Here is a 25,381-nt window from a genome sequence, read left to right on the forward strand (position 1 = left end):
ACGCCGCTTTGCCGGGGTTGTGCACGAATGAAGTCTGGGGTCGGTCGTACGTCCGAGTGGGCGTAGAGTTGCGATTTGGCCTCTCGAAGGCCTGCTTCGCTGCGCACCTCTCCGTCTCACGGAGTGGCAGTTACCGCTCAGTAGAGATGACGTTTCTGGCGACGCGGTACACGATGGAGGCGGCGCGACCCAGCAGAGCAAGACCTAGTAGCGAAGGAACAGCGTGGCTTCCGGATCCGATCGCAACCCGATCATCATTGGCGGCCTTCCCAGCCAGGTCCCGGACTTTGATCCCGAGGAAACGGCGGAATGGCTCGACTCGCTCGACGCGGCTATCGACGAACGCGGCCGTGAGCGCGCCCGCTACCTCATGCTCCGCCTCATCGAGCGCGCCCGCGAGAAGCGTGTCGCGGTGCCTGAGATGCGCAGCACGGACTACATCAACACCATCGCGACCAAGGACGAGCCCTTCTTCCCCGGCAACGAGGAGATCGAGCGCAAGGTCCTGAACGCGACTCGCTGGAACGCGGCGGTCATGGTGTCGCGCGCCCAGCGCCCGGGCATCGGCGTGGGCGGCCACATCGCCACGTTCGCCTCCTCCGCCTCCCTCTACGACGTGGGCTTCAACCACTTCTTCCGGGGCAAGGACGAGGGCGACGGCGGCGACCAGATCTTCTTCCAGGGGCATGCCTCCCCGGGTATCTACGCCCGCGCCTTCCTTCTGGACCGGCTCTCCGAGCAACAGCTCGACGCGTTCCGCCAGGAGAAGTCGAAGGCCCCGTACGGTCTGTCCAGCTACCCGCACCCGCGGCTCATGCCGGACTTCTGGGAGTTCCCGACCGTCTCGATGGGCCTCGGTCCGCTCGGTGCGATCTACCAGGCGCGGATGAACCGCTACATGGAGGCACGCGGCATCGCCGACACCTCCAAGTCGCACGTATGGGCGTACCTGGGCGACGGGGAGATGGACGAGCCCGAGTCGCTCGGCCAGCTGTCCATCGCCGCCCGTGAGGGCCTGGACAACCTGACGTTCGTCGTCAACTGCAACCTGCAGCGCCTCGACGGTCCGGTGCGCGGCAACGGCAAGATCATCCAGGAGCTGGAGTCGCAGTTCCGCGGTGCCGGCTGGAACGTCATCAAGCTGGTCTGGGACCGCAGCTGGGACCCGCTGCTCGCCCAGGACCGCGACGGCCTGCTGGTCAACAAGATGAACACCACGCCGGACGGTCAGTTCCAGACGTACGCCACCGAGACCGGCGGCTACATCCGCGAGCACTTCTTCGGTGACGACCAGCGGCTGCGCAAGATGGTCGAAGGCATGACCGACGAGCAGATCCTGCACCTCGGCCGTGGCGGACACGACCACAAGAAGGTCTACGCGGCGTACGCGGCGGCCAAGGCCCACAAGGGCCAGCCGACGGTGATCCTCGCCCAGACCATCAAGGGCTGGACGCTCGGGCCGAACTTCGAGGGCCGCAACGCGACCCACCAGATGAAGAAGCTCACGACCGAGGACCTCAAGCGCTTCCGCGACCGGCTGCACATCCCGATCACGGACAAGCAGCTCGACGAGGGCTACCCGCCGTACTACCACCCGGGTCGCGACTCCGAAGAGATCCAGTACATGCACGACCACCGCAAGGCGTGCGGCGGCTACGTGCCGACCCGTGTGGTGCGCGCGAAACCGCTGGAGCTGCCGGGCGACAAGGCGTACGCGCCGGCCAAGAAGGGCTCGGGGCAGCAGTCGATCGCCACCACCATGGCGTTCGTCCGCATCCTCAAGGAGCTCATGCGGGACAAGGAGATCGGCAAGCGTTTCGTGCTGATCGCCCCCGACGAGTACCGCACCTTCGGTATGGACGCGTTCTTCCCGTCGGCGAAGATCTACAACCCGCTGGGCCAGCAGTACGAGTCCGTCGACCGTGAGCTGCTCCTCGCGTACAAGGAGTCGCCGACCGGCCAGATGCTGCACGACGGCATCTCCGAGGCGGGCTGTACGGCCTCGCTGATCGCGGCGGGCTCCGCCTACGCGACGCACGGCGAGCCGATGATCCCGGTGTACGTCTTCTACTCGATGTTCGGGTTCCAGCGCACCGGTGACCAGTTCTGGCAGATGGCGGACCAGCTGGCGCGCGGCTTCGTGCTCGGCGCGACCGCGGGCAGGACCACTCTTACGGGTGAGGGCCTGCAGCACGCGGACGGCCACTCGCAGCTGCTCGCCTCGACCAACCCGGCCGTCGTCGCGTACGACCCGGCGTTCGGTTTCGAGATCGCGCACATCGTGCAGGACGGTCTGAAGAGGATGTACGGCGAGAACGCCGAGGACGTCTTCTACTACCTGACCGTCTACAACGAGCCGATCCAGCACCCGGCCGAGCCGGCCGACGTGGATGCCGAGGGCATCCTCAAGGGCCTGTACCGGTACGCGCCGGGCACCGAGGGCACCGTTCCGGCGCAGATCCTGGCGTCCGGTGTGGCGGTTCCGTGGGCCGTCGAGGCGCAGCGGATCCTCGCGGCGGACTGGGGCGTCAAGGCGGACGTCTGGTCGGCCACCTCGTGGAACGAGCTGCGTCGCGACGCCATCGCGGTGGAGGAGCACAACCTGCTCCACCCGGAGGAGGAGCAGCGCGTCCCGTACATCACGAGCAAGCTCGCCGGTGTGCAGGGCCCGTTCGTGGCGGTCTCGGACTGGATGCGGGCGGTGCCGGACCAGATCTCGCGCTGGGTCCCGGGCACGTACCAGTCGCTGGGCGCCGACGGTTTCGGTTTCGCCGACACCCGTGGCGCGGCCCGCCGCTTCTTCCACATCGACGCGCAGTCGATCGTCCTGGCGGTGCTCACCGAGCTCGCCCGTGACGGCAAGGTCGACCGTTCGGTGCTGAAGCAGGCCGTGGACCGGTACCAGCTGCTCGACGTCGCGGCGGCCGATCCCGGCGCCGCGGGCGGCGACGCCTGAGGCGTCTCCTGAGCGACCCTGACGCCGGGTCCGCACCACTTCTCGTGGTGCGGACCCGGCGTTCTGCGTGGTGCGGCGGGTTGCCCGCCCGCTACTGGGCCAGCCAGAGAACGGCGACCACGGTGTCGAAGGCGCCGAGGATGACGGCGACGACCGCGGGGATCGATTTGGCGCCACGCCAGCTGCGGCCCATGGCCAGCCAGCCGAAGATGATCGCGAGGGGGCCGAGCACGATCCCCAGGACGAAGAATCCGACGATGGCGCAGACGGCGCCGATGACGGCGATCGTCCCGATGTCGGACCGGCCGGACCTGCCGGACCGGTTGGATCGGCTGCGGAAAGGCATACGGGTACGGGTGCGGGTTCGGGTGGCCATCGTCCCTCCGTAAGGTGTCGGGGCTCGCCGTTCGTGTTCCCCGGCCCCGGCCGCGCATGCGGTGTCAGTTCTCCCAGACCTTGAACGCCCGGACGGTGTAACGGGATTCGGGCACCCAGGTGCCCGTCGGGTAGGTCTCGAACTCGGCCTCGGTAGCGCACTCAGCGCTCTGGTAGGTGGTGACCGGCCGGCCGACACGGTTGACGAAGGACCGGGCCGGGGTGCCCGCGGGGAGGGGCACGCAGTTGTCGATGCCGGTGTCGGCGAGTTCGTGGTTCTGCCGGGCGCCGCTGTAGCCCGCCTTGCCCCACAGGCACAGCTGGCCGGGATCGCAGGCGGCCTTGGACGACGCAGCGGAGGCGGGAACGGGGACGGTGGCGGACAGGAGCGCGGCGGCCAGGGCGGCGGCGGTGAGGATCGTGTTCATGCGGCTCAGGCTGGTGCGGGCGGCGCGGCGCTCACAAGAGCGAGCGGACGTGTTCCTCCTGATAGGGGGATTGTGCGCGCGCCGCCCCACTGGTAGCACCCGACCCATTCGTCTGGCCCGTACAGTCACTTTCGAAACGTGACTTGAGTCACCCTTGGCTCAGGCATGGCCCTGCGTCTTCTACGCTGGCTCGTGATACCGCAAACCTCCAGTGGGGCCACGACGCCCCCCGCGCACCTCCTGCCGACGGACCGGGTCGGCGTGCGCGGCCGGGACGATTTCGCGAGGCAAATCTGAGTGACCCCGTTCGATGAGCGCTTCAACGCAACGTCCATCCGGGCCCTGCTGGCCCTGGCCGTCATCTTCGTCATGCTCGCGACCACCGGCTGGACCGCCATCCGCCCGCACAAGGGCGCCGAGGACCCGCGGGCGGCGGCACTGGCGTCATGGATGCACGGTTCGGTGGCCGGGCACAAGCTGCCCAGCACCTCGGCCGGCGTCGACTCGATAGCGCGCTTCTTCGCGACGCTCACCGCGGGCCAGACCCGGCAGCTCGCCAACCAGTACCCGCTCGTCGTCGGCAACCTGGACGGCGCGCCGGTCAGCGTGCGCTACCTGGCCAACCGGGTGGCGCTCGCCCGGACACGCGTCACGGAGCTCGCCCGCTCGCACAGCTCCCTGCTCACCCCCGCGGGCCGCGAGGACGCCGACATGCGGGCCCACCGCTACGCCTCCCTGCTGAACGGCGGACGGCAGATCCTCGCCTTCGACCCGACCGGAGCCGGCCGCGCCGCGGAGGTCTTCGGCGATCTGGACTCCGCCGACCGGGTGGCAGTGGTCGTGCCGGGCGTGGACACCGACATCGGCACGTTCGAACGCACCGCCAAGTCGTACGCCGCCCCGGTGGGCATGGCGCGCGCCCTGTACTCCGCCGAGCGCGCCCAGGACCCGACCGCGCACACCGCGGTGATCGCCTGGGCGAACTACACGACGCCTTCGGGGGTCGGTCTCGACGCCTCCACGGGCGAACTGGCGGAGAACGGCGCGGTCCGGCTGAACTCCCTGGTCGAGGCGCTGCCGCCCCGGGCGCACCTCTCGCTCTTCTGCCACTCGTACGGCTCGGTGCTGTGCGGGGTGGCCGCTCCCGGCCTGCCGACGGACAAGGTCTCCGACATCACCGTCTTCGGCAGCCCCGGGATGCGGGTGAGCCGTGCCACACAGCTGCACACCTCCGCCAATGTGTGGGCCGCCCGCGATCCGAGCGACTGGATCGGCGGCGTGCCGCACCTGGAGATCGCGGGCCTCGGGCACGGCGCCGACCCGGTCTCCGAGTCCTTCGGGGCCCGGGTGGTGGGCACCGAGGGTGCGCTGGGCCACCCCGGCTACTTCGCGCCCGGCACCGAGAGCCTGGCGAACTTCACCGACATCGCCCTCGGTCAGTACGGCGCCGTGCGGTGCGCGCCGAACCGCGAGGACTGCTCGTCGGGCCTCGAACAGAGCTGACGTCCCGGGGGCCGGCCGATGGCCGCCGGCCCCCCGCCGGGCCTCGGTACCGGCCACGATCCCAGGCCCGGAACCCACCGCACGCGTGTTTCTTCGGTCGGTTCGGCTGTTGATCCCCCATTCGGCCCTACGATGAGCCGTATGGGTGACGTTTTGGCCGGATCCAATGCCGTGTGGGAGTTCGACACGGATGCCGTGGTCATCCGGTACGAGCGCGGGGTGCGCAATTCGAAGCTGCTCCAGGCGCTCGGCGAGCGCCGGATCCCGCACGCCGCGCTGACCGGCGTCGAGCTCGTCCCGGGCAAGCGCGGCACGGTCGTGCTGCGCGCCCTCCCCCGGCCGGGCGCCGATCCGCTGATGGAGGCGGCCGGCGGGCAGCTGAAGGACTCCGCGGACCCCTATCGGCTGGTGCTGCCGGCCGAGCGCGAGACCCTCGCCGAGTACTACACGGACGAGCTACGGGTCGCGGTCTCGGACAACGACACCGGCGAGCCGGCCGACCGCTTCCTGGTCGCCGCGCCCGCCGGGCCGCAGTCGTTCAAGGCGTACGACGCCAGGGCCGCCTTCGACGGCCGCACGGTGTCCTTCCGCTGGTTCTGGACGGGCGCCTCGACCGCCAAGTGGAAGGCCGGCGACCAGCACTTCCCGGTCGCCGACCTGACCGGCGTCGACTGGCGCTCCCCCGAGCTGCTGCACGGCTATCTGCGGCTGCGGCCGGCCGACGACACCGAGCGCTCCGGCGACCCCGACCAGAACCCGGCCGCGGTGGTCTTCGGGCTCGGCTACGGGCAGGTGCACGAGTCGCTGCCGTTCGCCGCGTCCGTGCTGGCCGCCGTGCAGGCGGCTACTCGCGCGCGGCGGAAGTAGAGCTCATGTCCGGGTAGCGGTCGCCGGCGACGTGCTCGGCGATCGGTTCCAGCCACTCCAGTTCGACCTGGTCCAGGGTGATCCGGGTCGCCGCGGTGTTCTCCAGCACGCGGCTCACCTTGCGGGTGCCCGGGATCGGCACCACGGCCAGCCGGTGCGCCCCGGCCCGCTGCTGCACCCAGGCGAGCGCGATCTGGCCCAGGGTGGACCCGTGGGCCTTGGCGGCCTTGCGGACCGGGTCCAGCAGGTCCGCGTTCCGCTTGGCGTTCTCGCCGGTGAACCGGGGCTGGTCCCGCCGGAAGTCGCCGTCGGCCAGATCCGCCTTGGCGTCCAGGAACGAGCCGGTCAGGAAGCCCCGGCCGAGCGGTGAGTACGGCACGAAGGCCACCCCGAGCTCGGCGGCGGCCGGAACGGCGCTGCGTTCCACATCGCGGCTGAACAGCGACCACTCGGACTGCAGCGCGGCGATCGGGTGCACGGCGTGCGCCTCGCGCAGCTCCGCGCCCGTCACCTCGGACAGGCCCAGGTGGCGGACCTTGCCCTCCGCCACCAGCTCGGCCATCGCGCCGACGGACTCCGCGAGCGGGACGGCCGGGTCACGGCGGTGCATGTAGTACAGGTCGATGACGTCCGTGCCCAGGCGGCGCAGGCTGGCCTCGACGGCCTGCCGGATGTACGCCCGGTCGTTGCGGACGGCCCGGTAGGTGGGATCGTCCGCCCTGCGCTCGATGGCGAACTTGGTCGCCAGCGTGATCTCGTCCCGGTGCGCCTTCACGAACGGGGCGATGAACTCCTCGTTGGCCCCGTTGCCGTAGATGTCGGCCGTGTCGAAGAGCGTGACGCCCGCCTCCAGCGCCGCCTCCAGCGTCGCGCGCGCCGCGTCGACGTCGGTCTCGCCGTAGAACTCGCTCATGCCCATGCAGCCCAGGCCCTGGACGCCGACCAGCGGTCCGTCCGTGCCCAGCCGTACGGTGTCGATCTTCTCGGTGCTCGCGTTGTCGCTCATCAGGGTCAGGCCCTCTCCGGCGCCCGCTGGGCGCCTCCATACATGTCGATCTTGTAGTCCAGTACCACGAGGGTGTCCTGCAGCTCGGCGATCCGCCGGTGCACGTCCTCACGGTGCGCGACGAGCAGTTCCCGCCGCGCGCTGAACGTCTGCTCGCCCTCGCGGACCATCTCCGCGTACCGGACCATGTCCGCGACCGGCATCCCGGTCAGCCGGAGCTTGCCGACGAAGGCCAGCCAGTGCAGATCGCGGTTGGTGTACCGGCGCTGCCCGGTGTGGGAGCGGTCGACGTGCGGCATCAGTCCGATCCGCTCGTACCAGCGCAGGGTGTGCGCGCTCAGCCCGGTCACCGTGACCACTTCGCTGATCGTGTACTGGTCCTGCCCGTCGGGCCGCAGGATCGAGGTCGGCTCCTCACAGCCGGCGATCCGGCCGCCCCTGGTCCTCGCCACCTGCGTCACAGCCGCCTGCGTTACGGTCATGCCCCTACGCTACGGACCTGGAGTGCACTCCAAGCAAGCGCCGCAGGAGATCTTTTCCGCCCGCGTTACGCTCGCCCCATGGAGAGCTTGCGCGAGATCCGGAACTGGCCCGTCCCCACGGCAGCGGCGGCCGTCGTCCGCCGGGACGGCACGGTGGCCGGGTCCGAGGGCCCGGTCGGCGATCCGTTCCGGCTCGCCTCCGTCACCAAGCCGCTGACAGCCTACGCGGCGCTGGTCGCCTGCGAGGAGGGCGTCTTCGAACTCGACGACCCGGCGGGACCCGAGGGCTCGACGGTGCGCCATCTGCTCTCCCACACCTCGGGGCTCGCCTTCGACCAGCACCGCGTGATGGCGCCCCCCGGCGACCGCCGGCTCTACTCCAACGCCGGCTTCGAGGTGCTCGCCGACCACATCGCCAAGGCGACCGGCATCCCGTTCCCCGAATACCTGCGGCAGGCGGTCCTGGAGCCGCTGGGGATGACCGCCACCACGCTGCCCGGCTCGGCGGCCGCCGACGGGGTCTCCACCGTCGAGGACCTCGTCCGCTTCGCCGCCGAACTGCAGGCGCCGCGCATCCTGCACCCGTCGACCCTCGACGAGGCCACCTCCGTCGTCTTCCCCGGCCTCAAGGGCGTGCTGCCCGGCTACGGGCACCAGAACCCCAACGACTGGGGCCTGGGCTTCGAGATCCGCGACTCCAAGACCCCGCACTGGACCGGCTCCGCCTCCGGCCCGCGCACCTTCGGCCACTTCGGCCAGACCGGGACCTTCCTGTGGGTCGACCCGGACGCGGGCGCAGCGTGCGTCTGCCTCACCGACCGCGCCTGGGGCGAGTGGGCGGTCCCGCTGTGGCCCGCCCTGACGGACGCGGTCCTCGCGGAGCTGCGGGGTTAGTCCCGCAGGCCTCGCGGCACCGGATGCATCTCCCAGACGAGGTACTCCACCGGTTCGGCCGAGTGCGCCCACAGCCCCTGCTCGCCGGTGGCGCGGGCAGCGTCACCCGCTTCGAGGGTCTCGCCGCCCAGCCGGAGGCTGCCGCGCACCACGTGCACGTACACGAAGGGCGCGGTGGGCAGTTCGCCCGGGCCACGGGCGACCGACAGCACCGCGTGCGGCTGCCGGAACGGGAGGAAGCGCGTGCCGCGTTCGACGCCGTAGCGCGGGTCGCCGCCCGGCGCCGCCGGCTCCAGCCACATCTGAAGGAACCTCAGCGGGGTTGCCCCGGCGTTGCGTTCGACGTGGCGGACCCCGTCGCCCGCGCTGAGCAGTTGGGCCTCACCGGCCCGCACCACCGTCTCGTGGCCCGCGGAGTCCCGGTGCCCCAGCTCCCCCTCGATCACCCACGTCACGATCTCGACTCCCCCGTGCGGGTGTTCCGTGAAGCCGGCGCCGGGTGCCAGCCGCTCCTCGTTGCACGCCATCAGCGGCCCGAAGCGCAGGTTGTCGGGGTCGTAGTGCGAACCGAAGGAGAAGGCGTGCAGGGTCTCGATCCCCGCGGCGGGATCGCCCCCGGCGTACCGCTGCCCACCGCGCCGAACATCGATCATCCCGCCACCGTATCGGGCCCTTTCCCGGCGCCGGGCGTGTACCCGCGCGCCGGGCACTCGTGGGGATAAGGCAGTCTTGTCCCGTGCCCGACACTCCGCAGCCCCCGAAAAAGCCCGTCCGCGCTGAGCACGCCGCGACGCTGCGCCGACTGGAGAAGTCGTCCGGCCGGCTCGCGGCGAACGCCATCGCCCGAATGGATGAGCAGCTGCCGTGGTACCGGGCGATGCCGCCGGAGAACCGTTCCTGGATCGGACTGGTGGCGCAGGCGGGCATCGCGGCCTTCACCGAGTGGTTCCGGCACCCCGAGGCGCCGCAGGCGATCAGCACGGACGTGTTCGGGACCGCTCCCAGGGAGCTGACCCGGGCGATCTCCCTGCGGCAGACCGTGGAGATGGTGCGGACCACCATCGAGGTCATGGAGTCGGCCATCGACGAGGTGGCGGCGCCCGGCGACGAGTCCGTGCTGCGCGAGGCGCTGCTGGTCTACGCCCGGGAGATCGCGTTCGCCACCGCCCAGGTGTACGCGCAGGCCGCGGAGGCCCGGGGCGCGTGGGACGCGCGCCTGGAGTCGCTGGTCGTGAACGCGGTGCTGTCCGGCGAGGCGGACGAGGGCGTGCTGTCGCGCGCGGCGGCGCTGGGCTGGAGCTCGCCCGACAAGATCGTGGTGGTGCTGGGGACCGCGCCGAACGGCGACAGCGAGCTGACGGTGGAAGCCATCCGGCGGGCCGCGCGGCACGCGAAACTGCAGGTGCTGACCGGGGTGCTCGGTGAGCGGCTGGTCGTGGTCGCCGGCGGTGAGGGCGAGCCGATCAAGGTCGCGAAGGCACTGATCGCCCCGTTCGCCGCGGGCCCCGTGGTGGCCGGCCCGGTCGTCGGGGACCTGCTGTCCGCCACCCGTTCCGCGCAGGCCGCGGCGGCCGGTCTCAAGGCGTGCGCCGCCTGGCCCGACGCGCCCCGGCCGGTCGTCTCCGACGATCTGCTGCCCGAGCGCGCGATGGCCGGCGACCGGTACGCCCGGGAGCAGTTGGTGGAGGAGATCTACAGACCGTTGGAGGAAGCGGGCTCCGCGCTCCTCGAAACGCTGAGTGTCTACCTCGAGCAGGCCTCGTCGCTCGAAGGGGCGGCGCGCATGTTGTTCGTTCACCCAAACACCGTCCGCTACCGGCTGCGACGTGTGACGGATGTCACCGGATGGTCACCCTCCGACGTACGGTCGGCGTTCACGCTCCGCATCGCCCTCATCCTGGGACGACTGTCCGCCGCCGATCAATCACATTGAGTTTTTGTGGGACACCAACAAATCGTCCCGCAGTTCTTCGTCCCTGTCCCCACGGGCGGTGAGACCCACCCGCGAGAGAGAGTGTTTACGTGCTCGTACTCGTCGCTCCCGGCCAGGGTGCCCAGACGCCCGGCTTCCTGACTCCTTGGCTCGACCTCCCCGGTGTCGCAGACCGCCTTCACTGGTGGTCCGCGGTGGCCGGGCTCGACCTTGTCCACTACGGCACGAAGGCCGACGCGGACGAGATCCGCGACACCGCCGTGGCGCAGCCGCTGCTGGTGGCCGCCGGACTGGTCTCGGCCCTGTCGCTCTTCCCGCACCCGTCCGACGGCCGGCGCGCGGTCGGCGCGGTCGCCGGACACAGCGTCGGTGAGATCACCGCCGCCGCCGGTGCCGGAGTGATCACCGCGGAGGCGGCGATGGCGCTCGTGCGGCAGCGCGGGCTGGCCATGGCCGAGGCCGCGGCCGTCACCACCACCGGCATGTCCGCGGTGCTCGGCGGGGACCCGGACGAGGTCCTCGCGCACCTGGAGAAGCTCGGTCTGACCCCGGCGAACATCAACGGCGGCGGGCAGATCGTCGCCGCCGGCACCGCGGAGCAGCTGGCCGCGCTGGCTGCGGACAAGCCCGAGAAGGCCCGGGTCATCGCCCTGAAGGTGGCCGGCGCGTTCCACACCCGCCACATGGCTCCGGCGGTGTCCACGCTGGAGGCGCTGGTGCCCGGCGTGACCGTGCGGGATCCGGGCATCCGCTACGTGTCGAACGCCGACGGCCAGGTCGTCGGCAGTGGCGACGAGATCGTCCGACGGCTGGTCCAGCAGGTGTCCAACCCGGTCCGCTGGGACCTGTGCATGGAGACGTTCAAGGACCTCGGCGTCACCGCGATCATCGAGATGGCACCGGCCGGCACGCTGGTCGGCCTGGCCAAGCGCGCGCTGCCGGGCGTCAAGACGCTCGCGCTGAAGACCCCGGACGACCTCGAAGCGGCTCGCGCGATCGTCGCCGAGCACGGCGACCCGGCGCTCACCCATCCCGCGGCCGACAAGGAGTCATCCCAGACATGACGGCGAAGATCAAGCCCAGCCAGGGTGCCCCCTACGCGCGCATTCGCGGGGTCGGCGGCTACCGGCCGACCCGGGTGGTCCCCAACGAGGTGATCCTGGAGACCATCGACTCCAGCGACGAGTGGATCCGCTCCCGCTCCGGCATCTCGACGCGCCACTGGGCGAACGAGACGGAGACCGTCGCCGAGATGTCCCTCGAGGCGTCCGGCAAGGCGCTCGCGGACGCCGGCCTGACGGCCGACGACATCGGCGCCGTGGTCGTCGCGACCGTCTCACACTTCAAGCAGACCCCGGCCATCGCGACGGAGATCGCGTTCCGGCTCGGCGCGGGCAAGGCCGCCGCGTTCGACATCTCCGCGGCCTGCGCCGGCTTCGCCTACGGGCTGACCCTCGCCAAGGGCATGGTCACCGACGGCAGCGCCGAGAACGTGCTGGTCATCGGGGTCGAGCGGCTGAGCGACCTGACCGACCTGACCGACCGGGCGACCGCCTTCCTGTTCGGTGACGGCGCCGGCGCGGTCGTCGTCGGCCCGTCCGACGTGCCCGCCATCGGCCCCGCGGTCTGGGGTTCGGAGGGCGACAAGTCCGACGTGATCGCCCAGACCGACTCGTGGGAGGTCTTCCGCGAGGGCGGCCAGCCGGAGACGGGGAAGTTCCCGGCGCTGCGCCAGGAGGGCCAGACGGTCTTCCGCTGGGCGGTGTTCGAGATGGCCAAGGTGGCCCAGCAGGCGCTGGACGCGGCGGGCATCACCGCGCAGGAGCTCGACGTCTTCATCCCGCACCAGGCGAACATGCGCATCATCGACTCGATGATCAAGGCGCTGAAGCTGCCGGAACACGTCGCGATCGCCCGCGACATCGAGACCACCGGCAACACCTCGTCGGCCTCCATCCCGCTGGCGATGGAGCGGCTGCTGGCCACCGGCCAGGCCAAGAGCGGCGACACCGCCCTGCTCATCGGCTTCGGGGCGGGTCTCGTGTACGCCGCAACTGTGGTTACTCTCCCCTAGTCACAAACCCTTCGCGGCGCCGCAGTCCCGCACGCCGCACCCCCCGCAACACATAAGGAGCGCCGTAATGGCCGCCACCCAGGCAGAGATCCTCGAAGGCCTCGCCGAGATCGTGAACGAGATCGCCGGCATCCCGGTCGAGGACGTCCAGACGGAGAAGTCCTTCACCGACGACCTGGACGTCGACTCCCTGTCCATGGTCGAGGTCGTCGTGGCCGCTGAAGAGCGTTTCGAGACCAAGATCCCGGACGACGCCGTCAAGGACCTGAAGACCGTCGGCGACGCCGTCGACTACATCCTCAAGAACCAGGCCTGACACACCCCCTGGGACGACGCGTCTGTCGCCCGCCCTTCTATACGTGGAGAGACAATTCCTGTGAACTCGACCAATCGCACCGTGGTCGTCACCGGTATCGGCGCAACCACACCGCTGGGTGGCGACAGCGCGTCGACCTGGGAAGGCCTGGTCGCCGGACGGTCCGGCATCAGCGCCCTGGAGCAGGACTGGGCCGCTGAGCTGCCCGTCCGCATCGCCGGTCAGATCGCCGTCGAACCCTCGGAGATCCTGCCGCGCCCGCTGCTGCGCAAGCTGGACCGCTCGGCGCAGTTCGCCGTGATCGCGGCCCGTGAGGCGTGGGCCGACGCCGGCTTCACCGCCAAGGCCGGCGAGGACTCCTCGATCGACCCGGACCGGCTCGGCACCGTCGTCGCCTCCGGCATCGGCGGCGTCACGACGCTGCTGGGCCAGTACGACGTGCTCAAGGAGCAGGGCGTCCGCAAGGTATCCCCGCACACCGTTCCCATGCTCATGCCGAACAGCCCGTCCGCCAACGTCGGCCTCGAGGTCAACGCGCGGGCCGGCGTTCACTCGTTGGTGAGCGCGTGCGCCTCCGGCGCCGAGGCGGTCGGCTACGCCATCGAGATGATCCGCACCGGCCGCGCCGACGTGGTCGTCGCGGGCGGCACCGAGGCGGCCATCCACCCGCTGCCGATCGTCGCCTTCGCCAACATGATGGCGATGTCGAAGAACAACGACGACCCACAGGGCGCTTCGCGCCCGTACGACAAGGGCCGTGACGGCTTCGTCCTCGGTGAGGGCGCGGGCGTCATCGTCCTGGAGTCGGCGGAGCACGCCGAGCGGCGCGGCGCCAAGGTCTACTGCGAGGCGCTGGGCCAGGGCCTGTCCGCGGACAGCCACCACATCGCCCAGCCCGAGCCGACCGGCCGCGGCATCTCCGCCGCGCTGGAGCACCTGATCGCCTCCACCGGTCTGGACACCTCCGAGATCGCGCACCTGAACGCGCACGCCACCTCGACCCCGCAGGGTGACGTCGCCGAGGTCAAGGCGCTCGCCAAGGTGCTGGGCCACGAGCTGGAGCACATCGCGATCTCCGCCACGAAGTCGATGACCGGGCACCTGCTCGGCGGCGCGGGCGGCATCGAGTCCGTCGCCACCGTGCTCGCGCTCCACCACCGCCTCGCCCCGCCGACCATCAACATCACCGATCTGGACGACGAGGTCGACGCGAAGCTGGTCTCCACCGAGGCGAAGCCGCTGCCGGAGGGCCCGGTCATCGCCCTCAACAACTCGTTCGGCTTCGGCGGCCACAACGTCGTCCTGGCGTTCCGCACCGTCTGACGCACCCCGCGCCACAACGGCCCGCTCCTCGGTTCGACGACCGGGGGGCGGGCCGTTCGCGCGTGCCGGCCGGGCCCGGCCGTTACGTGTCGAAGCTCGCGAAGTACGTGGCCGCCATGTCCTCGCCGCCGTGGCCCAGGCCGGCCGCGCGGCTGAAGCGCTCCGCGCCGGCGGCGGCGATGTCCAGGCGCAGGCCGTGGGCCTCACCCGCGGCGACGATGAGGCGGGCGTCCTTGAGCGCGCCGTCGACCGTGAAGTTCGGTGCGAAGTCGCCGTTGAGGATCGCCTCGGACTTCAGGTGCAGGTAGGGCAGGTCGAGCGGGCCGCCGTCGAGCGCCTCGAAGAAGTGCTGCGGGTCCACGCCGAGGCCCCCGGCCAGCGCCATGGCCTCGGCAGCTCCGTTGGTGACGGCCAGGACCCAGCTGTTGAGAACGAGCTTGATGCTGCTCGCCGTTCCCCGTCCGCCGTCGTCACCCAGCCACAGCGCCTTGCGCCCGACGGCGTCGAAGACCCGGTCGGCCACCGGCCGGGCGGCTTCGGGGCCGGCGGCCAGCACCGTCAACTGGCCCGCCTCCGCCGCCGACCGGGTGCCGAGCACCGGCGCGTCGACGAAGTGCGCGCCGCGTTCGCGGGCCAGCGCCGCCAGCGGTGCCAGGGCGTCCGGGCCGACGGTGCACATCTGGGTCCACACCACCCCCTCGCGCAGCCCGGGGGACGCCTCGCGCATCGTCCGCAGCACGGACGGGCCGTCGAGCAGCATGGTGACGACGGCGTCCGCGCCGCGGACCGCCTCGACCACGTCGCCGGTCACGTGCACGCCGTCGGCGGCCAGCGGCTCGGCACGGGCGAGGGTGCGGTTCCAGGCGCGCACGGCGAACCCGGCGCCGGCGAGGTTGCGCGCCATGCCCGCGCCCATGAGGCCGGTGCCGAGCACCGCTACGGAAAGTGTGTCGTCCATACCGGCACGTTAGTCCCCGCGACGGGACCCGCGGCAAGGGCGCGGGCAGCGGCGTGAGCGGACGTCAGACGACCTGGTGCAGCCAGCGCACCGGCGCGCCCTCGCCCGCGTAGCGGAACGGTTCGAGCTCGTCGTCCCACGGTTTGCCGAGCAGTCTGGCGACCTCGGTCTCCAGATCGGCCTCACCGGTACGGGCGCGCTGAAGCGCGGCGCGCAGCCGGTCCTCGGGGATGAGGATGTCGCCGTGCATGCCCGTGACGGCGTGGAAGATGCCGAGTTCGGGGGTGCAGCTGTATCTCTCCCCTTCGGCGGCCGCGCAGGGTTCGGCCGTGACTTCGAAGCGCAGCAGGTGCCAGCCGCGCAGGGCGGACGCGAGCTTCGAGGCCGTGCCGGGCTCCCCCTGCCAGGAGAACTCGGCCCGCCAGGTGCCCGGTGAGACGGGCTGGCGGATCCAGTCGAGGCTTACGCGCACGCCGAGGACGCCCGCGACGGCCCATTCGACGTGCGGGCACAGCGCGCGCGGTGCGGAGTGAACGTACAGAACTCCACGTGTCGTCACCGGTACCTCCAGTGTGGGACGAGGTTCGCCTTCCCCAGCGGCCTCACGCCCGAACCGGCTGCTTCCGGGGCAACATTAGATATTCTGCACCATTGATAACAAACAGGACAAGAGTGAACTTCTGCCAACTGGGCCTATGTAAACCTCCCACGATTCTCCCGGCTGTCAGGGAAAAGCTACCCTGCGGCGTCTCTACAGGAGTGACGTACCGTCGGGCTCGAACCAGATGTCACCCACTCGTCGGAGGGGATCACCGGATGCGACCGTTCCTGCGCGGCTGCCTGGCCGCTGCCGCCGCCTCCCTGTTGCTGGCCGGATGCTCGGGCGAGGGGGCGGCGCCGCACCCGGGCCCGTCCGCCTCCGCGAGCCGCGCACCCGCTCCCACGCCGACCCGCACGTGGAACGCGCACCCGGCCTCGATCGCCGCGCTGGGTGATTCCATCACCCGCGGTTTCGACGCCTGTTCCCTGCTGAAGGACTGCCCCGAGGTCTCCTGGGTCACCGGCACCCGCGCCCAAGTGGACAGCATCGCCGGGCGGGTGCTGGCCGCCGCCGGCGCCGCCAACAGCTGGAACCTCGCCGAGAGCGGCGCCCGGATGTCGGACCTGCCCGGCCAGGTGGCGGCCGCCGCCGCGAAGAAGCCGTCGCTGGTGACGGTCCTGATGGGCTCCAACGACGCCTGCCGGGACTCCGTCGACGACATGACGCCGGTGGCCGACTTCCGCGCCGACTTCACCCGGGCGATGGCCGGACTGCACACCGCGCTGCCGAAGTCGCAGGTGTTCGTGGCGAGCATCCCCGACCTCAAGCGGCTCTGGGAGGTGGGCAAGGAGAACCCGCTGGGCAAGCAGATCTGGAAGCTCGGCATCTGCCCCTCGATGCTGCGCGACCCGGACTCGGTGAGCCGGAGCGCGCAGACCCGGCGGGACGCGGTCCGGACGCGGGTGGTGGCGTACAACCGGGTCCTCAGGGAGGTCTGCGCGAAGTACGAGCACTGCCGCCACGACAGCGGAGCGGTCTTCGACTACCGCTTCACGTCGAACGAGTTGAGCAGCTGGGACTGGTTCCACCCCAACGCCCAGGGCCAGGCGCAGCTCGCCCGGATCCTCTACGCCGCGGCTTTCACCAAGCCTTAGGAAACGGCTCCAACTCCCCCTGGAATCAACGTTTCCTTGCGGACAGAAGCTGACCGCAAGGGTCCGTAACGTACTGCTCATGGACACGAAGAACGCACTTCACCGGTACCGCTGGCTCGGGTACACCGCCGTCCTCGCGGCGAGCGTCATGGACCTGCTGGACTCGACCGTCGCCAATGTGGCGGCGCCCGCGATCCGCACCGGACTCGGCGGCTCGTACGCCGACCTCCAGTGGATCGCGGCGGGCTACACCCTCGCCATGGCGGTCGCGCTGCTCACCGGCGGGCGGCTGGGCGACATGTACGGGCGCAAGCGGGTCCTGCTGGCCGGGATCGCCGGGTTCACGCTCACCTCCATGCTGTGCGCGACAGCGCAGTCCCCGGAGATGCTGATCGTGGCGCGGATCGCGCAGGGGGTGTGCGGCGCGGTGATGCTGCCGCAGGGCTTCGGGTTGACCCGGGACCTGTTCCCCGCCGCCGAGATGAAGAAGGCGTGGGGCATCTTCGGCCCGCTGATGGGACTGTCCGCGGTGATGGGACCGATCATCGCCGGCGTGCTGATCCACGCGGACCTCTTCGGCACCGGCTGGCGCATGATCTTCGGCATCAACCTGCCGATCGGCGCGTTCGCGTTCGTGATGGGCTGGAAGTACCTGCCGGACGACGCAGTTCCGACCGCCCGCGGTGCGCGGCTCGACCTCCCCGGGGTGCTGCTCGCCGGAGCCGGCGCCTTCCTGCTGGTCTTCCCCCTGGTGCAGGGCCGTGAACTGGGCTGGCCCACCTGGGTGCTGGTGATGCTCGTCGCCTCGCTGCCGGTGCTGGCCGTCTTCGCCCGCTACCAGGTGGTGCGCAAGCGCTCCGGCCGCACGCCGCTGGTGGAGCCGAGCGTCTTCCGCAAGCGGGCCTACGTCTCCGGGGTCGCGTTCGCCATCGCCTTCACCGCGTCCATGGGCGGCATGATCCTGACCCTCGGCATCTTCCTGCAACTCGGCCTCGGCTACACGGCCCTGCACTCCAGCCTGACCACGGCGCCCTGGGCGCTGGGCGCGCTCTTCGGCTCCGCGTTCGGCGGCATCATGATGGCCCGGCTCGGCCGCCGCATCCTGCACCTCGGCCTGCTCCTGATGGGCGGCGGACTGCTCGCCCTCTACGGCGTCTTCCAGTGGGCCGGCGCGGACATCACGGACTGGGACTTCGCCGCTCCGCTGCTGGTCGGCGGCGCCGGGATGGGCATGATCTTCGTCCCGCTCTTCGACATCATCCTCAACGGCGTCGACGGCCACGAGATCGGCTCCGCCTCCGGCACCCTGCAGGCGCTGCAACAGCTCGGCATGACGCTCGGCTTCGCCGTGCTCGGCACCGTCTTCTTCAACATCCTCAGCGACGCCCGGCCGGGTCCCGCCGGGCACATCGACGCCGCGCTGGACGCCGCGGGGACGACCGCGCTGTGCACGGTGGGCCTGATCGCGCTGGCCTTCGCGCTCGGCTTCTTCCTGCCGAGGACGGTCCGCTCCGCGGAGGAGGACGGCGCGGCGCCGGAGGAGGACGCGACGGCCGTCCGCGAGCTCGCGCTCGTCTGAACGACCGTGTCCTCACGTGCCGGGCGGGCTGGAACCTCCAGCCCGCCCGGCACGCACGGCTGTCTAGGAGGTCGGAAGGGTTCCCGCCGCACCCGTCGCATCATCTTCGTTCTCGTCGATTTCCTCGTCGGGTTCCGGACCGGGGTCCGGTACCGGGACGAGTTCACGCACCAGCAGCGTCGCGCCCGCGACGGCGCCCGGCATCGCGAAGACGGCGACGACCGGCACCAGGAACAGCAGGACCACCGGCACGCCGAATCCCAGGGCCAGCGGGAGCCGGCCGCGCAGCAGCCGCAGCCGGGTCCGCAGCGGGATCGAACGGCGCTGCATGGCCACCGAGGTCAGCTCGGCGGTGAGGAAGAAGCCGGAGACGCAGAAGCCCACGACCGGGACGACGGTCTGGCCGACGACCGGGATGAAACCGCAGGCGAAGAGCACCAACCCGAAGGCCACCACCCGCACCAGGACGGAGAGGCTGTCCCGGATCGAGGTCAGGATCTCGCGCCAGAGCGGGATGTCGGGCTTGGGCGGGGCGCCGCCTTCCATCTCCTCGATGCGTTCCGACAGCGACTCGTAGAACGGGTCACCGATCAGCAGCGCCACGGCGGTGAAGGAGATCATCGCCAGCAGCAGCCCGCCACAGAAGACGATCGCGGTCAGCGTCCCGCGCAGCAGCGTCCGGAAGGAGCCGTTCCAGTCGTCCGCGAACGGCGTCGCCCACGCCGACAGGTCGTCCGCCCAGTAGCCGAGGGCGACGAGCGCGGCGATGTAGAGGACCAGGGCGATCAGGCCGGGCAGCAGCCCGAATCCCCACCACCTCCGGTGCCGCGCCACCCAGCGCTGGCCTTCGAGGAAGTACTTCACGCCGGTCGTGAGATCACGCATGGGCGTCACCTTAACGACTCGGCCGGACGGGGTGCGGGGGCGGGGCGCGTCAGGGCGCCCCGCCCCCGGTCAGGGGGTTCCCGTCCCGTTCAGCTCAGGCGTCACGGGAGGTCGAGCGGGGCGCTCACCCGGAGGTCGGCGACCGAGCGGCCGGCCTCGATCCCGTAGTGGCCGGGGACCAGCAGCCAGTCGCCGGCCGCCTCGTCCCACACCTCGGCGGCCCTGCGCGGGAGTTCGACGACGGCCTCGACGCTCTCCCCCGGTCCCGCCTGGACCGTGGCGAAGCCGGCCAGCCATCGGGCGGGCCGCTCGACGGCGTCGGAGGCGGGCGCGAGATAGACCTGGACGACTTCCCGTCCGGCGCGCGAGCCGGTGTTGCGGACGCGGACGGTGAGCGTGCCCAGCGCGTCGCCCTCGCCCTCACCGCGCTCGAACCCGGCCGATTCGTAGGCCCAGTCGGTGTATCCGAGGCCGTGGCCGAAGGCGTACGCGGGGGTGGCGCCGGCCTTGTCCCAGGCGCGGTAGCCGATGAAGACGCCCTCGTCGTAGGAGAGCGTGCCGTCCTGCGGGGTGACCTGGGTGACGGGCACGTCCGCCAGGGCGACCGGCCAGGTGGTCGGCAGCCGCCCGCCCGGCTCCTCGTCGCCGAGCAGGACGTCGGCGAGCGCGGCGCCCGCCTCCTGGCCGGGGACCCAGCCGAGCAGCACCGCGGCGACGTCCTCGCGCCACGGCATCTCCACCGGGGAGCCGGAGTTCACGATGACGACGGTGCGCGGGTTCACGGCGGCGACCCGGGCGACGAGTTCGTCCTGGCGGCCGGGCAGCCGCAGATCGGTGCGGTCGAAGCCCTCGCTCTCGACACGCTCGGTCGTCGCGACCACCACGATCGCCGTGTCGGCCGCCGCGGCCGCCGCGACGGCCTCCTCGATCAACTGGCCGGGGTCGCGCGCCGGTTCGCCGTGCACGAGGGAGAAGCCGATCGCCTGGATCGGGGCGTCGGCGAACTTCGCGACGGTGTAGGTGAGGCTGACCTCGACGGTCCGGCCTTCGTCGAGTTCCACCGTGCCGCGCGGCACCGGGGAGCCGAAGAACGCCTCGAACGGGTCGGCGTGGTCGGCGGACTGCTCGCCGTCGAAGAGCACGGTCCCGGCGACGACCAGCCGGAAGCCGCCCAGACCGCGGGTGCCGAAGGCGTGCGCGCCGCTCTCGCGGGGGGTGAAGGTACCGGTGGCCTCGACGGTGGTGACCGCGTCGTAGCTGACGCCCTCCGGCAGGTCGCCGAGCCACTGCACCATGCCGTTGGGCATCCGCTCGGAGCCGAGCTCACGGCCCTCGGCGTCGCGGGCGACCGCGCGCAGGGTGAAGCCCTGGCCGGCGACGGAGAGTTCGTCGCTGGGGTCGGCGCCGACCGCGTAGCTGAGCGCGCAGCCCTCGGGCAGCGCGGCGCGCAGGCCGTCGAGCGGGGAGACGACGTGGTCGGGGAAGACCTGCGCGGAGCCGCCGCCGAGCACCCGGGCGTCGCGGGCCGCGGCGCCGATCAGGGCGATGGAGCGGACGGCCGAGGCGTCGACGGGCAGGGCGCGGCCGCCGCCTGCGACGGTCTCGTTGCGCACCAGGACGAAGGCGCGGCGGGCGAGCTCGCGGGCCAGCGCGTCGCCGTCGATCCCGGCCGGGCGGTCCGCGGCCGCGACGGCGGCCGGGACGCCCTCCAGGATGCCGACGCGGGCGGCGAGCCGCAGCACGTTGCGGACGGCCTCGTCCACCACGGCCTCCTCGACGCGGCCGTCGCGGACGGCGGCGGCCAGCGCCTCGCCGTAGACGGTCCGCGGGCCGGGCATCGCCACGTCCATGCCGCCGTTGATGGTGCCGACGGTGTCGCGGGCCGCCATCCAGTCGGAGACGACGCAGCCGTCGAAGCCCCACTCACCGCGCAGCACCGCGTTCTGCAGGTACTGGTGCTCGCTCATCGTGGTGCCGTTGACGCGGTTGTAGGCGCACATGATGCCCCACGGGTGGGCGTTCTTGACGATGGCCTCGAACGGCGCCAGGTACAGCTCGCGCAGCGCCCGTGCACCGATCACGTTGTCGACGGTGAAGCGCTCGGTCTCGGCGTCGTTGCCCACGAAGTGCTTGACCGTGGTGGCGACGCCGCCGGCCTGGACGCCCGCCACGTAGCCGGTGCCGATCGCCCCGGTGAGGTACGGGTCCTCGGAGTACGCCTCGAAGTGCCGTCCGCCCAGCGGGGAGCGGTGCAGGTTCACCGTGGGCGCCAGCAGTACGTGCACGCCCTTGCGGCGGGCCTCCTGGGCGAGCAGGTTGCCGGCCCTGCGGGCCAGCTCCGGGTCCCAGGTCGCGGCGAGCGCGGTCGGGCTGGGCAGCGCGACCGACGGGTCGTCGGCGCTCCACCGCACCCCGCGCACGCCGATCGGCCCGTCCGACATCACCAGCGAGCCGAGGCCGATCTCCGGCAGCGCGGGCAGCGTCCACATGTCCTGTCCGGACAGCAGCCGCGCCTTGGCGTCCGGATCCAGCTTGCCCAGCGCGGTCTCCACCGCGTCCTCGATGGCCGTGCGCCCGGTCTCCGTCATCGTCTGCTCCTTGTCGTCCCTCGGTGTCGTCCCGCGCCCATCCTCGCGCCACCTACCTGTAGATCGGTAGGGTAAGTTATGTATACGTTATCTAAATCTTCCGATGGCCGGTTCGATTAGGCTCACGGCCGAACGAAGGGGGCACGGTGTCCAGAACGACCGGGGACCGGCGGGCGGAGATCATCCAGGCCGCGGTGGAAGTGATCGCCGAACGCGGCTACCGCGGGGCATCCCTCGGCTCGGTGGCCGAGCGGGTGGGGCTGACCCAGCAGGGGCTGCTGCACTACTTCCCGACGAAGGAGGCGCTGCTGGTCGCGGTGCTGGCGGCGCGCGACCAGTGGGACGTGGGCTCCACGGCGCTGCACGGGACGGCCTGGCCGCTGGAGATGCTGACCTCCCTGGTGGAGTACAACGCGACCCGGCCCGGCATCGTGCAGACCTTCACGGTCCTCGCGGGCGACAGCGTCACCGAGGGCCATCCGGCCCGCGCGTACTTCGAGGAGCGCTACCGGTGGGTGCGCGCGGGCGCGGTCGACATGCTGCGCGCGGAGTTCGGCGACCGGCTGCCGGGCGGGCTCACCCCGGAGCGGGCGGCCCCGCTGCTCGTCGCCGTCATGGACGGGCTGCAGGTGCAGTGGCTGCTGGATCCGCAGGCGGTGGACATGGCGGCGGCGTTCCGCGACTTCGTCGCCCTGGTGGGCGGCACGGCGCCGGAGAGCGGCTGAACGCGTGAGGGCCGCACCCCCCAGGGGTGCGGCCCTCACGAACGGCGGTCAGACGGCGATCAGGATGCGGTCAGACGACCGTCAGCGCCACGTCGATGTTGCCGCGCGTCGCGTTGGAGTACGGGCACACCTGGTGCGCCTTCTCCACGAGCGACTGCGCGGTGGCCGCGTCCACGTTCGGTATCGAGACCGCGAGCTCGACCTTGAGGCCGAAGCCGCCGGCCGGGGTCTTGCCGAGGCCGACCTTGGCGGTCACCCGCGAGCCGGAGATGTCCGCCTTCTCCTGGCGGGCCACCACACCGAGGGCGCCCTGGAAGCAGGCGCTGTAGCCGGCGGCGAAGAGCTGCTCCGGGTTGGTGCCCGCACCGTTGCCGCCCAGCTCCTTCGGCGGGTTGACGACGACGTCGAGCTTGCCGTCGTCGGTGGCGACCCGGCCGTCACGGCCGTTCTCGGCGGTGGCGACGGCGGTGTACAGGACCTCTACGGACTGGATGGTCATGAAAAGAACCCCTCCTGGTAGGTGCACTGGCGTGCATCGCCGCGACTCGCGCCCACGATCGCAACAATTTGTTGAAGCTTACTCCGGGAGGGTGACGATCATCTTTCCGGTGTTGTCGCCGCGCAGCACGCCGAGGAACGCCTCGAAGTTCTTCTCGATGCCCTCGACGACCGTCTCCCGGTAGTGCAGCTTGCCGTCCCGGATCCAGCCGCCGACCTCCTGCACGAACTGCCCCTGCAGCGCGGCGTGGTCGCCCACGAGCATGCCCTGCAGCCGCAGCCGCTTGCCGATGATCTGCGCCAGGTTGCGCGGGCCGCCCGAGGCCTCGGTGTCGTTGTACTGGGCGATGGCGCCGCACAGCACCGCGCGCCCGCGCAGGTTCAAGGAGCTGATCGCGGCTTCCAGGTGCTCGCCGCCGACGTTGTCGAAGTAGACGTCGATGCCGTCGGGGGCGGCCTTCTTCAGCTGCTCGGCCACCGGGCCGTTCTTGTAGTTGAAGGCGGCGTCGAAGCCGTACTCCTCGACGAGGAGCTTGACCTTCTCGTCCGAGCCGGCGCTGCCGATCACCCGGGAGGCGCCCTTGAGCTTCGCGATCTGGCCCACCTGGCTGCCGACCGCGCCGGCCGCGCCCGAGACGAAGACCGCGTCGCCCTCGGTGAACGAGGCGACCTCCAGCAGGCCCGCGTAGGCGGTCAGGCCCGGCATGCCGAGCGCGCCCAGGTAGGCGCTGAGCGGCGCCGCGTCCGGGTCGACCTTGACGGCGTGCTTGGCGTCCAGCACCGCGTACTCGCGCCAGCCGAGCCAGTGCAGCACGTGGTCGCCGACCGCGAAGCCGTCGGCGTTGGAAGCGGTGACGCGGCCGACCGCGCCGCCGCCCATCGGCTCGTTCAGGGCGTACGGCGGCGAGTACGACTTCACGTCGTTCATCCGGCCGCGCATGTACGGGTCCACCGACAGGTGCAGGTTGCGGACGACGATCTGGCCGGGGCCCGGCTCCGCCGTCCCGACCTCGCGCAGGGCGACGTCGTCGTTGGTCGGCCACCCGTGGGGGCGGGCCACCAGGTGCCATTCACGGCTCTTCGGCATGAGGGATGCCTCCGTCCGCCATAGCTTCACTATGGCAAAGATTGATTTCCTCAAATAACGATGGACCTTGATGTTTGAGGTTGTCAAGTAACCGGGGGTACGCTGGTCTCCATGTCCCCCACGCCGCCATCCGCGCCGCACCGTACCGACCCCCTGACCCTCGAGGTGGTCGACCTCATAGCCACCGTGGTGGCGCGCTATCACGAGGAGTACGAGGAGGCCGCCGCCAGCCACCAGCTCACCGGCGCGCAGGCCCGCGTTCTGGCGCTCCTGTCCCGTGAGCCGCTGCCCATGCGGCACATCGCCCAGCAGTTGAAGTGTGAGCCCTCCAACGTCACCGGGATCGTCGACCGGCTGGAGGCCCGCGGACTCGCGGAACGCCGGACCGACCCGGCCGACCGCCGCATCAAGCTGGCCGCGGCCACCGACGAGGGACGCGAGACGGCGGCCCGGCTGCGTGGTGCGCTCCACTTCGCCCGCGCGCCGCTCGCCGGCCTGTCCGAGGCGGAGCGCACCTCGCTGCGCGATCTGCTCCAGCGCATGCTCACCTGACGGGCGGCCCCGCACACGAAGCGCGTTACTCGCACCACCACAGGACGGGCTTGCAGGTCGGGCTGTGCGACGGCTTCGGCGTCCTCGTCGGCGTGGGTGGTTTCGAGGTCGTCGGCGCCGTCGGGGACCGGGTGGTCGGCGAGGCCGACCGCGTCGGCGTCCTGGAGCCCGACGGGGTCGCCGACGGCGAACCCGAGGGGGTGCCGGACGTGCTCACGGTGGTGGACGGCGACGAGTGCGCGGGCCGGGTGGTGGTGCGCCGCGGGGTCGGGCTGGCCTCGGCGACCTGCGGCGCGGAATCGGCGGCGGGCGCCCGCGTCGGTCCGGTGTCCGCCCCGGGACCGCTCGCGAAGGTCCCCGACGCCAGGGCCGCGGCCGTGCAGGCGATCAGGACGATGCCGACGCCGACTCCCGTCACCAGTCGCTTGCCGCCGCGCCGCCGCGCCCGGCGCGGTGGCCGGCGGCGGGCTGCCCGGCCTCCCGTGGCGTCCGGCTCCGGCGGGGCGGTCGGTGCGCCCGTCACCGGCGCGGGTTCCACGGGGGCGGCGAGCTGGTCCACGGGGGTGCCGCACCCGGGACACGACAGGGCGCCGTTGAGGTGCCGACGGCATGAGTAGCAGTAGTCCATTGTGGTTGGGACGTTATGCGGCCCACAGG

The 25,381-nt window shown here is 71.5% G+C and carries 25 protein-coding genes; 13 read left to right on the forward strand and 12 right to left on the reverse strand.

What is annotated here, in order from left to right:
* The first annotated feature begins 223 nt into the window (after positions 1–223).
* Positions 224–2,956 carry a pyruvate dehydrogenase (acetyl-transferring), homodimeric type gene (aceE, locus tag O3X23_RS18040; RefSeq protein WP_269272436.1) on the forward strand — a complete coding sequence of 911 codons (2,733 nt, stop codon included), beginning with the start codon at positions 224–226 and terminating at the stop codon, positions 2,954–2,956.
* A 91-nt stretch (positions 2,957–3,047) separates the two neighbouring features.
* On the opposite strand, the gene O3X23_RS18045 is transcribed toward aceE, so the two are convergent.
* Both O3X23_RS18045 and O3X23_RS18050 read right to left on the reverse strand, forming a co-directional pair.
* Positions 3,048–3,332: a small hydrophobic protein gene (locus O3X23_RS18045; RefSeq protein ID WP_443047876.1), complete on the reverse strand. Its 285-nt coding sequence runs from the start codon at positions 3,330–3,332 to the stop codon at positions 3,048–3,050.
* A 64-nt stretch (positions 3,333–3,396) separates the two neighbouring features.
* Positions 3,397–3,759, reverse strand: coding sequence for a peptidase inhibitor family I36 protein (locus tag O3X23_RS18050; protein ID WP_269272437.1), 363 nt, complete (start codon positions 3,757–3,759; stop codon positions 3,397–3,399).
* A gap of 297 nt (positions 3,760–4,056) precedes the next feature.
* Here O3X23_RS18050 and O3X23_RS18055 point away from each other — a divergent pair, with 297 nt between their 5' ends.
* Both O3X23_RS18055 and O3X23_RS18060 read left to right on the forward strand, forming a co-directional pair.
* Positions 4,057–5,262 (forward strand): alpha/beta hydrolase, encoded by a 1,206-nt coding sequence (locus tag O3X23_RS18055; protein ID WP_269272438.1) that lies wholly within the window; start codon positions 4,057–4,059, stop codon positions 5,260–5,262.
* A gap of 132 nt (positions 5,263–5,394) precedes the next feature.
* A complete protein-coding gene (locus O3X23_RS18060) occupies positions 5,395–6,129 on the forward strand; it encodes a DUF4429 domain-containing protein (protein WP_269272439.1) in 735 nt (244 codons plus the stop codon).
* On the opposite strand, the gene O3X23_RS18065 is transcribed toward O3X23_RS18060, so the two are convergent.
* Positions 6,107–7,135, reverse strand: coding sequence for an aldo/keto reductase (locus O3X23_RS18065; RefSeq protein ID WP_269272440.1), 1,029 nt, complete (start codon positions 7,133–7,135; stop codon positions 6,107–6,109). The two genes, O3X23_RS18060 and O3X23_RS18065, sit on opposite strands and share 23 nt — an antisense overlap.
* A gap of 5 nt (positions 7,136–7,140) precedes the next feature.
* A complete protein-coding gene (locus tag O3X23_RS18070; RefSeq protein WP_269272441.1) occupies positions 7,141–7,617 on the reverse strand; it encodes a MerR family transcriptional regulator in 477 nt (158 codons plus the stop codon).
* A 78-nt stretch (positions 7,618–7,695) separates the two neighbouring features.
* On the opposite strand from O3X23_RS18070, the gene O3X23_RS18075 reads away from it, so the two are divergent.
* Complete coding sequence (locus O3X23_RS18075; RefSeq protein WP_269272442.1) at positions 7,696–8,511, forward strand: serine hydrolase domain-containing protein; 816 nt, start codon at positions 7,696–7,698, stop codon at positions 8,509–8,511.
* On the opposite strand, the gene O3X23_RS18080 is transcribed toward O3X23_RS18075, so the two are convergent.
* The gene (locus O3X23_RS18080; RefSeq protein ID WP_269272443.1) at positions 8,508–9,164 is read right to left on the reverse strand and encodes a pirin family protein; all 657 of its coding nucleotides are present in this window, start codon (positions 9,162–9,164) and stop codon (positions 8,508–8,510) included. The two genes, O3X23_RS18075 and O3X23_RS18080, sit on opposite strands and share 4 nt — an antisense overlap.
* Before the next feature lie 65 nt (positions 9,165–9,229).
* Here O3X23_RS18080 and O3X23_RS18085 point away from each other — a divergent pair, with 65 nt between their 5' ends.
* The 5 genes from O3X23_RS18085 (at position 9,230) to O3X23_RS18105 (ending at position 14,157) form a co-directional block, all read left to right on the forward strand.
* Positions 9,230–10,444, forward strand: coding sequence for a PucR family transcriptional regulator (locus O3X23_RS18085; RefSeq protein WP_443047887.1), 1,215 nt, complete (start codon positions 9,230–9,232; stop codon positions 10,442–10,444).
* An 89-nt stretch (positions 10,445–10,533) separates the two neighbouring features.
* Positions 10,534–11,508, forward strand: a complete 975-nt coding sequence (locus tag O3X23_RS18090) for an ACP S-malonyltransferase (protein ID WP_269272445.1) — start codon at positions 10,534–10,536, stop codon at positions 11,506–11,508.
* Entirely contained in the window at positions 11,505–12,518 is a 1,014-nt protein-coding gene (locus O3X23_RS18095; RefSeq protein ID WP_269272446.1) for a ketoacyl-ACP synthase III, read from the forward strand. The genes O3X23_RS18090 and O3X23_RS18095 overlap by 4 nt, the downstream gene beginning before the upstream one ends.
* 67 nt (positions 12,519–12,585) lie before the next feature.
* Complete coding sequence (locus tag O3X23_RS18100; RefSeq protein ID WP_138356760.1) at positions 12,586–12,834, forward strand: acyl carrier protein; 249 nt, start codon at positions 12,586–12,588, stop codon at positions 12,832–12,834.
* A gap of 60 nt (positions 12,835–12,894) precedes the next feature.
* A complete protein-coding gene (locus O3X23_RS18105; RefSeq protein ID WP_269272447.1) occupies positions 12,895–14,157 on the forward strand; it encodes a beta-ketoacyl-[acyl-carrier-protein] synthase family protein in 1,263 nt (420 codons plus the stop codon).
* Between the two features lie 82 nt (positions 14,158–14,239).
* Here the strand turns inward: O3X23_RS18105 and O3X23_RS18110 are convergent, their stop codons facing one another.
* A complete protein-coding gene (locus tag O3X23_RS18110; protein WP_269272448.1) occupies positions 14,240–15,115 on the reverse strand; it encodes an NAD(P)-dependent oxidoreductase in 876 nt (291 codons plus the stop codon).
* 64 nt (positions 15,116–15,179) lie between these two features.
* Positions 15,180–15,674: a DUF3145 domain-containing protein gene (locus tag O3X23_RS18115; protein WP_269272449.1), complete on the reverse strand. Its 495-nt coding sequence runs from the start codon at positions 15,672–15,674 to the stop codon at positions 15,180–15,182.
* A 257-nt stretch (positions 15,675–15,931) separates the two neighbouring features.
* Here O3X23_RS18115 and O3X23_RS18120 point away from each other — a divergent pair, with 257 nt between their 5' ends.
* On the forward strand, positions 15,932–16,810 hold the full coding sequence (locus O3X23_RS18120; RefSeq protein WP_269272450.1) for an SGNH/GDSL hydrolase family protein: 879 nt from the start codon (positions 15,932–15,934) through the stop codon (positions 16,808–16,810).
* Positions 16,811–16,889: 79 nt separating this feature from the next.
* Positions 16,890–18,389 carry an MFS transporter gene (locus tag O3X23_RS18125; RefSeq protein WP_269272451.1) on the forward strand — a complete coding sequence of 500 codons (1,500 nt, stop codon included), beginning with the start codon at positions 16,890–16,892 and terminating at the stop codon, positions 18,387–18,389.
* Between the two features lie 63 nt (positions 18,390–18,452).
* Here O3X23_RS18125 and O3X23_RS18130 read toward each other — a convergent pair whose 3' ends face one another.
* A complete protein-coding gene (locus tag O3X23_RS18130) occupies positions 18,453–19,274 on the reverse strand; it encodes an EI24 domain-containing protein (protein ID WP_269272452.1) in 822 nt (273 codons plus the stop codon).
* Positions 19,275–19,375: 101 nt separating this feature from the next.
* The gene (locus O3X23_RS18135) at positions 19,376–21,862 is read right to left on the reverse strand and encodes a glycoside hydrolase family 3 protein (RefSeq protein WP_269272453.1); all 2,487 of its coding nucleotides are present in this window, start codon (positions 21,860–21,862) and stop codon (positions 19,376–19,378) included.
* A gap of 146 nt (positions 21,863–22,008) precedes the next feature.
* Here O3X23_RS18135 and O3X23_RS18140 point away from each other — a divergent pair, with 146 nt between their 5' ends.
* A complete protein-coding gene (locus O3X23_RS18140) occupies positions 22,009–22,587 on the forward strand; it encodes a TetR/AcrR family transcriptional regulator (protein WP_269272454.1) in 579 nt (192 codons plus the stop codon).
* A 70-nt stretch (positions 22,588–22,657) separates the two neighbouring features.
* On the opposite strand, the gene O3X23_RS18145 is transcribed toward O3X23_RS18140, so the two are convergent.
* Both O3X23_RS18145 and O3X23_RS18150 read right to left on the reverse strand, forming a co-directional pair.
* Positions 22,658–23,086 (reverse strand): organic hydroperoxide resistance protein, encoded by a 429-nt coding sequence (locus O3X23_RS18145; protein WP_269272455.1) that lies wholly within the window; start codon positions 23,084–23,086, stop codon positions 22,658–22,660.
* Positions 23,087–23,164: 78 nt separating this feature from the next.
* Positions 23,165–24,172 carry an NADP-dependent oxidoreductase gene (locus tag O3X23_RS18150; protein ID WP_269272456.1) on the reverse strand — a complete coding sequence of 336 codons (1,008 nt, stop codon included), beginning with the start codon at positions 24,170–24,172 and terminating at the stop codon, positions 23,165–23,167.
* 111 nt (positions 24,173–24,283) lie between these two features.
* Here O3X23_RS18150 and O3X23_RS18155 point away from each other — a divergent pair, with 111 nt between their 5' ends.
* Positions 24,284–24,724: a MarR family winged helix-turn-helix transcriptional regulator gene (locus O3X23_RS18155; RefSeq protein ID WP_269272457.1), complete on the forward strand. Its 441-nt coding sequence runs from the start codon at positions 24,284–24,286 to the stop codon at positions 24,722–24,724.
* Between the two features lie 25 nt (positions 24,725–24,749).
* Here O3X23_RS18155 and O3X23_RS44210 read toward each other — a convergent pair whose 3' ends face one another.
* The gene (locus O3X23_RS44210; protein ID WP_443047879.1) at positions 24,750–25,352 is read right to left on the reverse strand and encodes an SCO2400 family protein; all 603 of its coding nucleotides are present in this window, start codon (positions 25,350–25,352) and stop codon (positions 24,750–24,752) included.
* Positions 25,353–25,381 lie beyond the last annotated feature (29 nt).

Origin of the sequence: Streptomyces sp. H39-S7 (genome assembly GCF_027158205.1) — a bacterium.
Lineage (GTDB): Bacteria > Actinomycetota > Actinomycetes > Streptomycetales > Streptomycetaceae > Actinacidiphila.

Excerpts from the sequence above, each read along its gene's own strand:
- O3X23_RS18045 (WP_443047876.1), bottom strand. The coding sequence starts at position 3,332 with ATGGCCACCCGAACCCGCACCCGTACCCGTATGCCTTTCCGCAGCCGA.
- O3X23_RS18050 (WP_269272437.1), bottom strand. The coding sequence starts at position 3,759 with ATGAACACGATCCTCACCGCCGCCGCCCTGGCCGCCGCGCTCCTGTCC.
- O3X23_RS18060 (WP_269272439.1), top strand. The coding sequence starts at position 5,395 with ATGAGCCGTATGGGTGACGTTTTGGCCGGATCCAATGCCGTGTGGGAG.
- O3X23_RS18065 (WP_269272440.1), bottom strand. The coding sequence starts at position 7,135 with ATGAGCGACAACGCGAGCACCGAGAAGATCGACACCGTACGGCTGGGC.
- O3X23_RS18070 (WP_269272441.1), bottom strand. The coding sequence starts at position 7,617 with ATGACCGTAACGCAGGCGGCTGTGACGCAGGTGGCGAGGACCAGGGGC.
- O3X23_RS18075 (WP_269272442.1), top strand. The coding sequence starts at position 7,696 with ATGGAGAGCTTGCGCGAGATCCGGAACTGGCCCGTCCCCACGGCAGCG.
- O3X23_RS18080 (WP_269272443.1), bottom strand. The coding sequence starts at position 9,164 with ATGATCGATGTTCGGCGCGGTGGGCAGCGGTACGCCGGGGGCGATCCC.
- O3X23_RS18095 (WP_269272446.1), top strand. The coding sequence starts at position 11,505 with ATGACGGCGAAGATCAAGCCCAGCCAGGGTGCCCCCTACGCGCGCATT.
- O3X23_RS18100 (WP_138356760.1), top strand. The coding sequence starts at position 12,586 with ATGGCCGCCACCCAGGCAGAGATCCTCGAAGGCCTCGCCGAGATCGTG.
- O3X23_RS18110 (WP_269272448.1), bottom strand. The coding sequence starts at position 15,115 with ATGGACGACACACTTTCCGTAGCGGTGCTCGGCACCGGCCTCATGGGC.
- O3X23_RS18120 (WP_269272450.1), top strand. The coding sequence starts at position 15,932 with ATGCGACCGTTCCTGCGCGGCTGCCTGGCCGCTGCCGCCGCCTCCCTG.
- O3X23_RS18125 (WP_269272451.1), top strand. The coding sequence starts at position 16,890 with ATGGACACGAAGAACGCACTTCACCGGTACCGCTGGCTCGGGTACACC.
- O3X23_RS18130 (WP_269272452.1), bottom strand. The coding sequence starts at position 19,274 with ATGCGTGATCTCACGACCGGCGTGAAGTACTTCCTCGAAGGCCAGCGC.
- O3X23_RS18135 (WP_269272453.1), bottom strand. The coding sequence starts at position 21,862 with ATGACGGAGACCGGGCGCACGGCCATCGAGGACGCGGTGGAGACCGCG.
- O3X23_RS18145 (WP_269272455.1), bottom strand. The coding sequence starts at position 23,086 with ATGACCATCCAGTCCGTAGAGGTCCTGTACACCGCCGTCGCCACCGCC.
- O3X23_RS18150 (WP_269272456.1), bottom strand. The coding sequence starts at position 24,172 with ATGCCGAAGAGCCGTGAATGGCACCTGGTGGCCCGCCCCCACGGGTGG.
- O3X23_RS18155 (WP_269272457.1), top strand. The coding sequence starts at position 24,284 with ATGTCCCCCACGCCGCCATCCGCGCCGCACCGTACCGACCCCCTGACC.
- O3X23_RS44210 (WP_443047879.1), bottom strand. The coding sequence starts at position 25,352 with ATGGACTACTGCTACTCATGCCGTCGGCACCTCAACGGCGCCCTGTCG.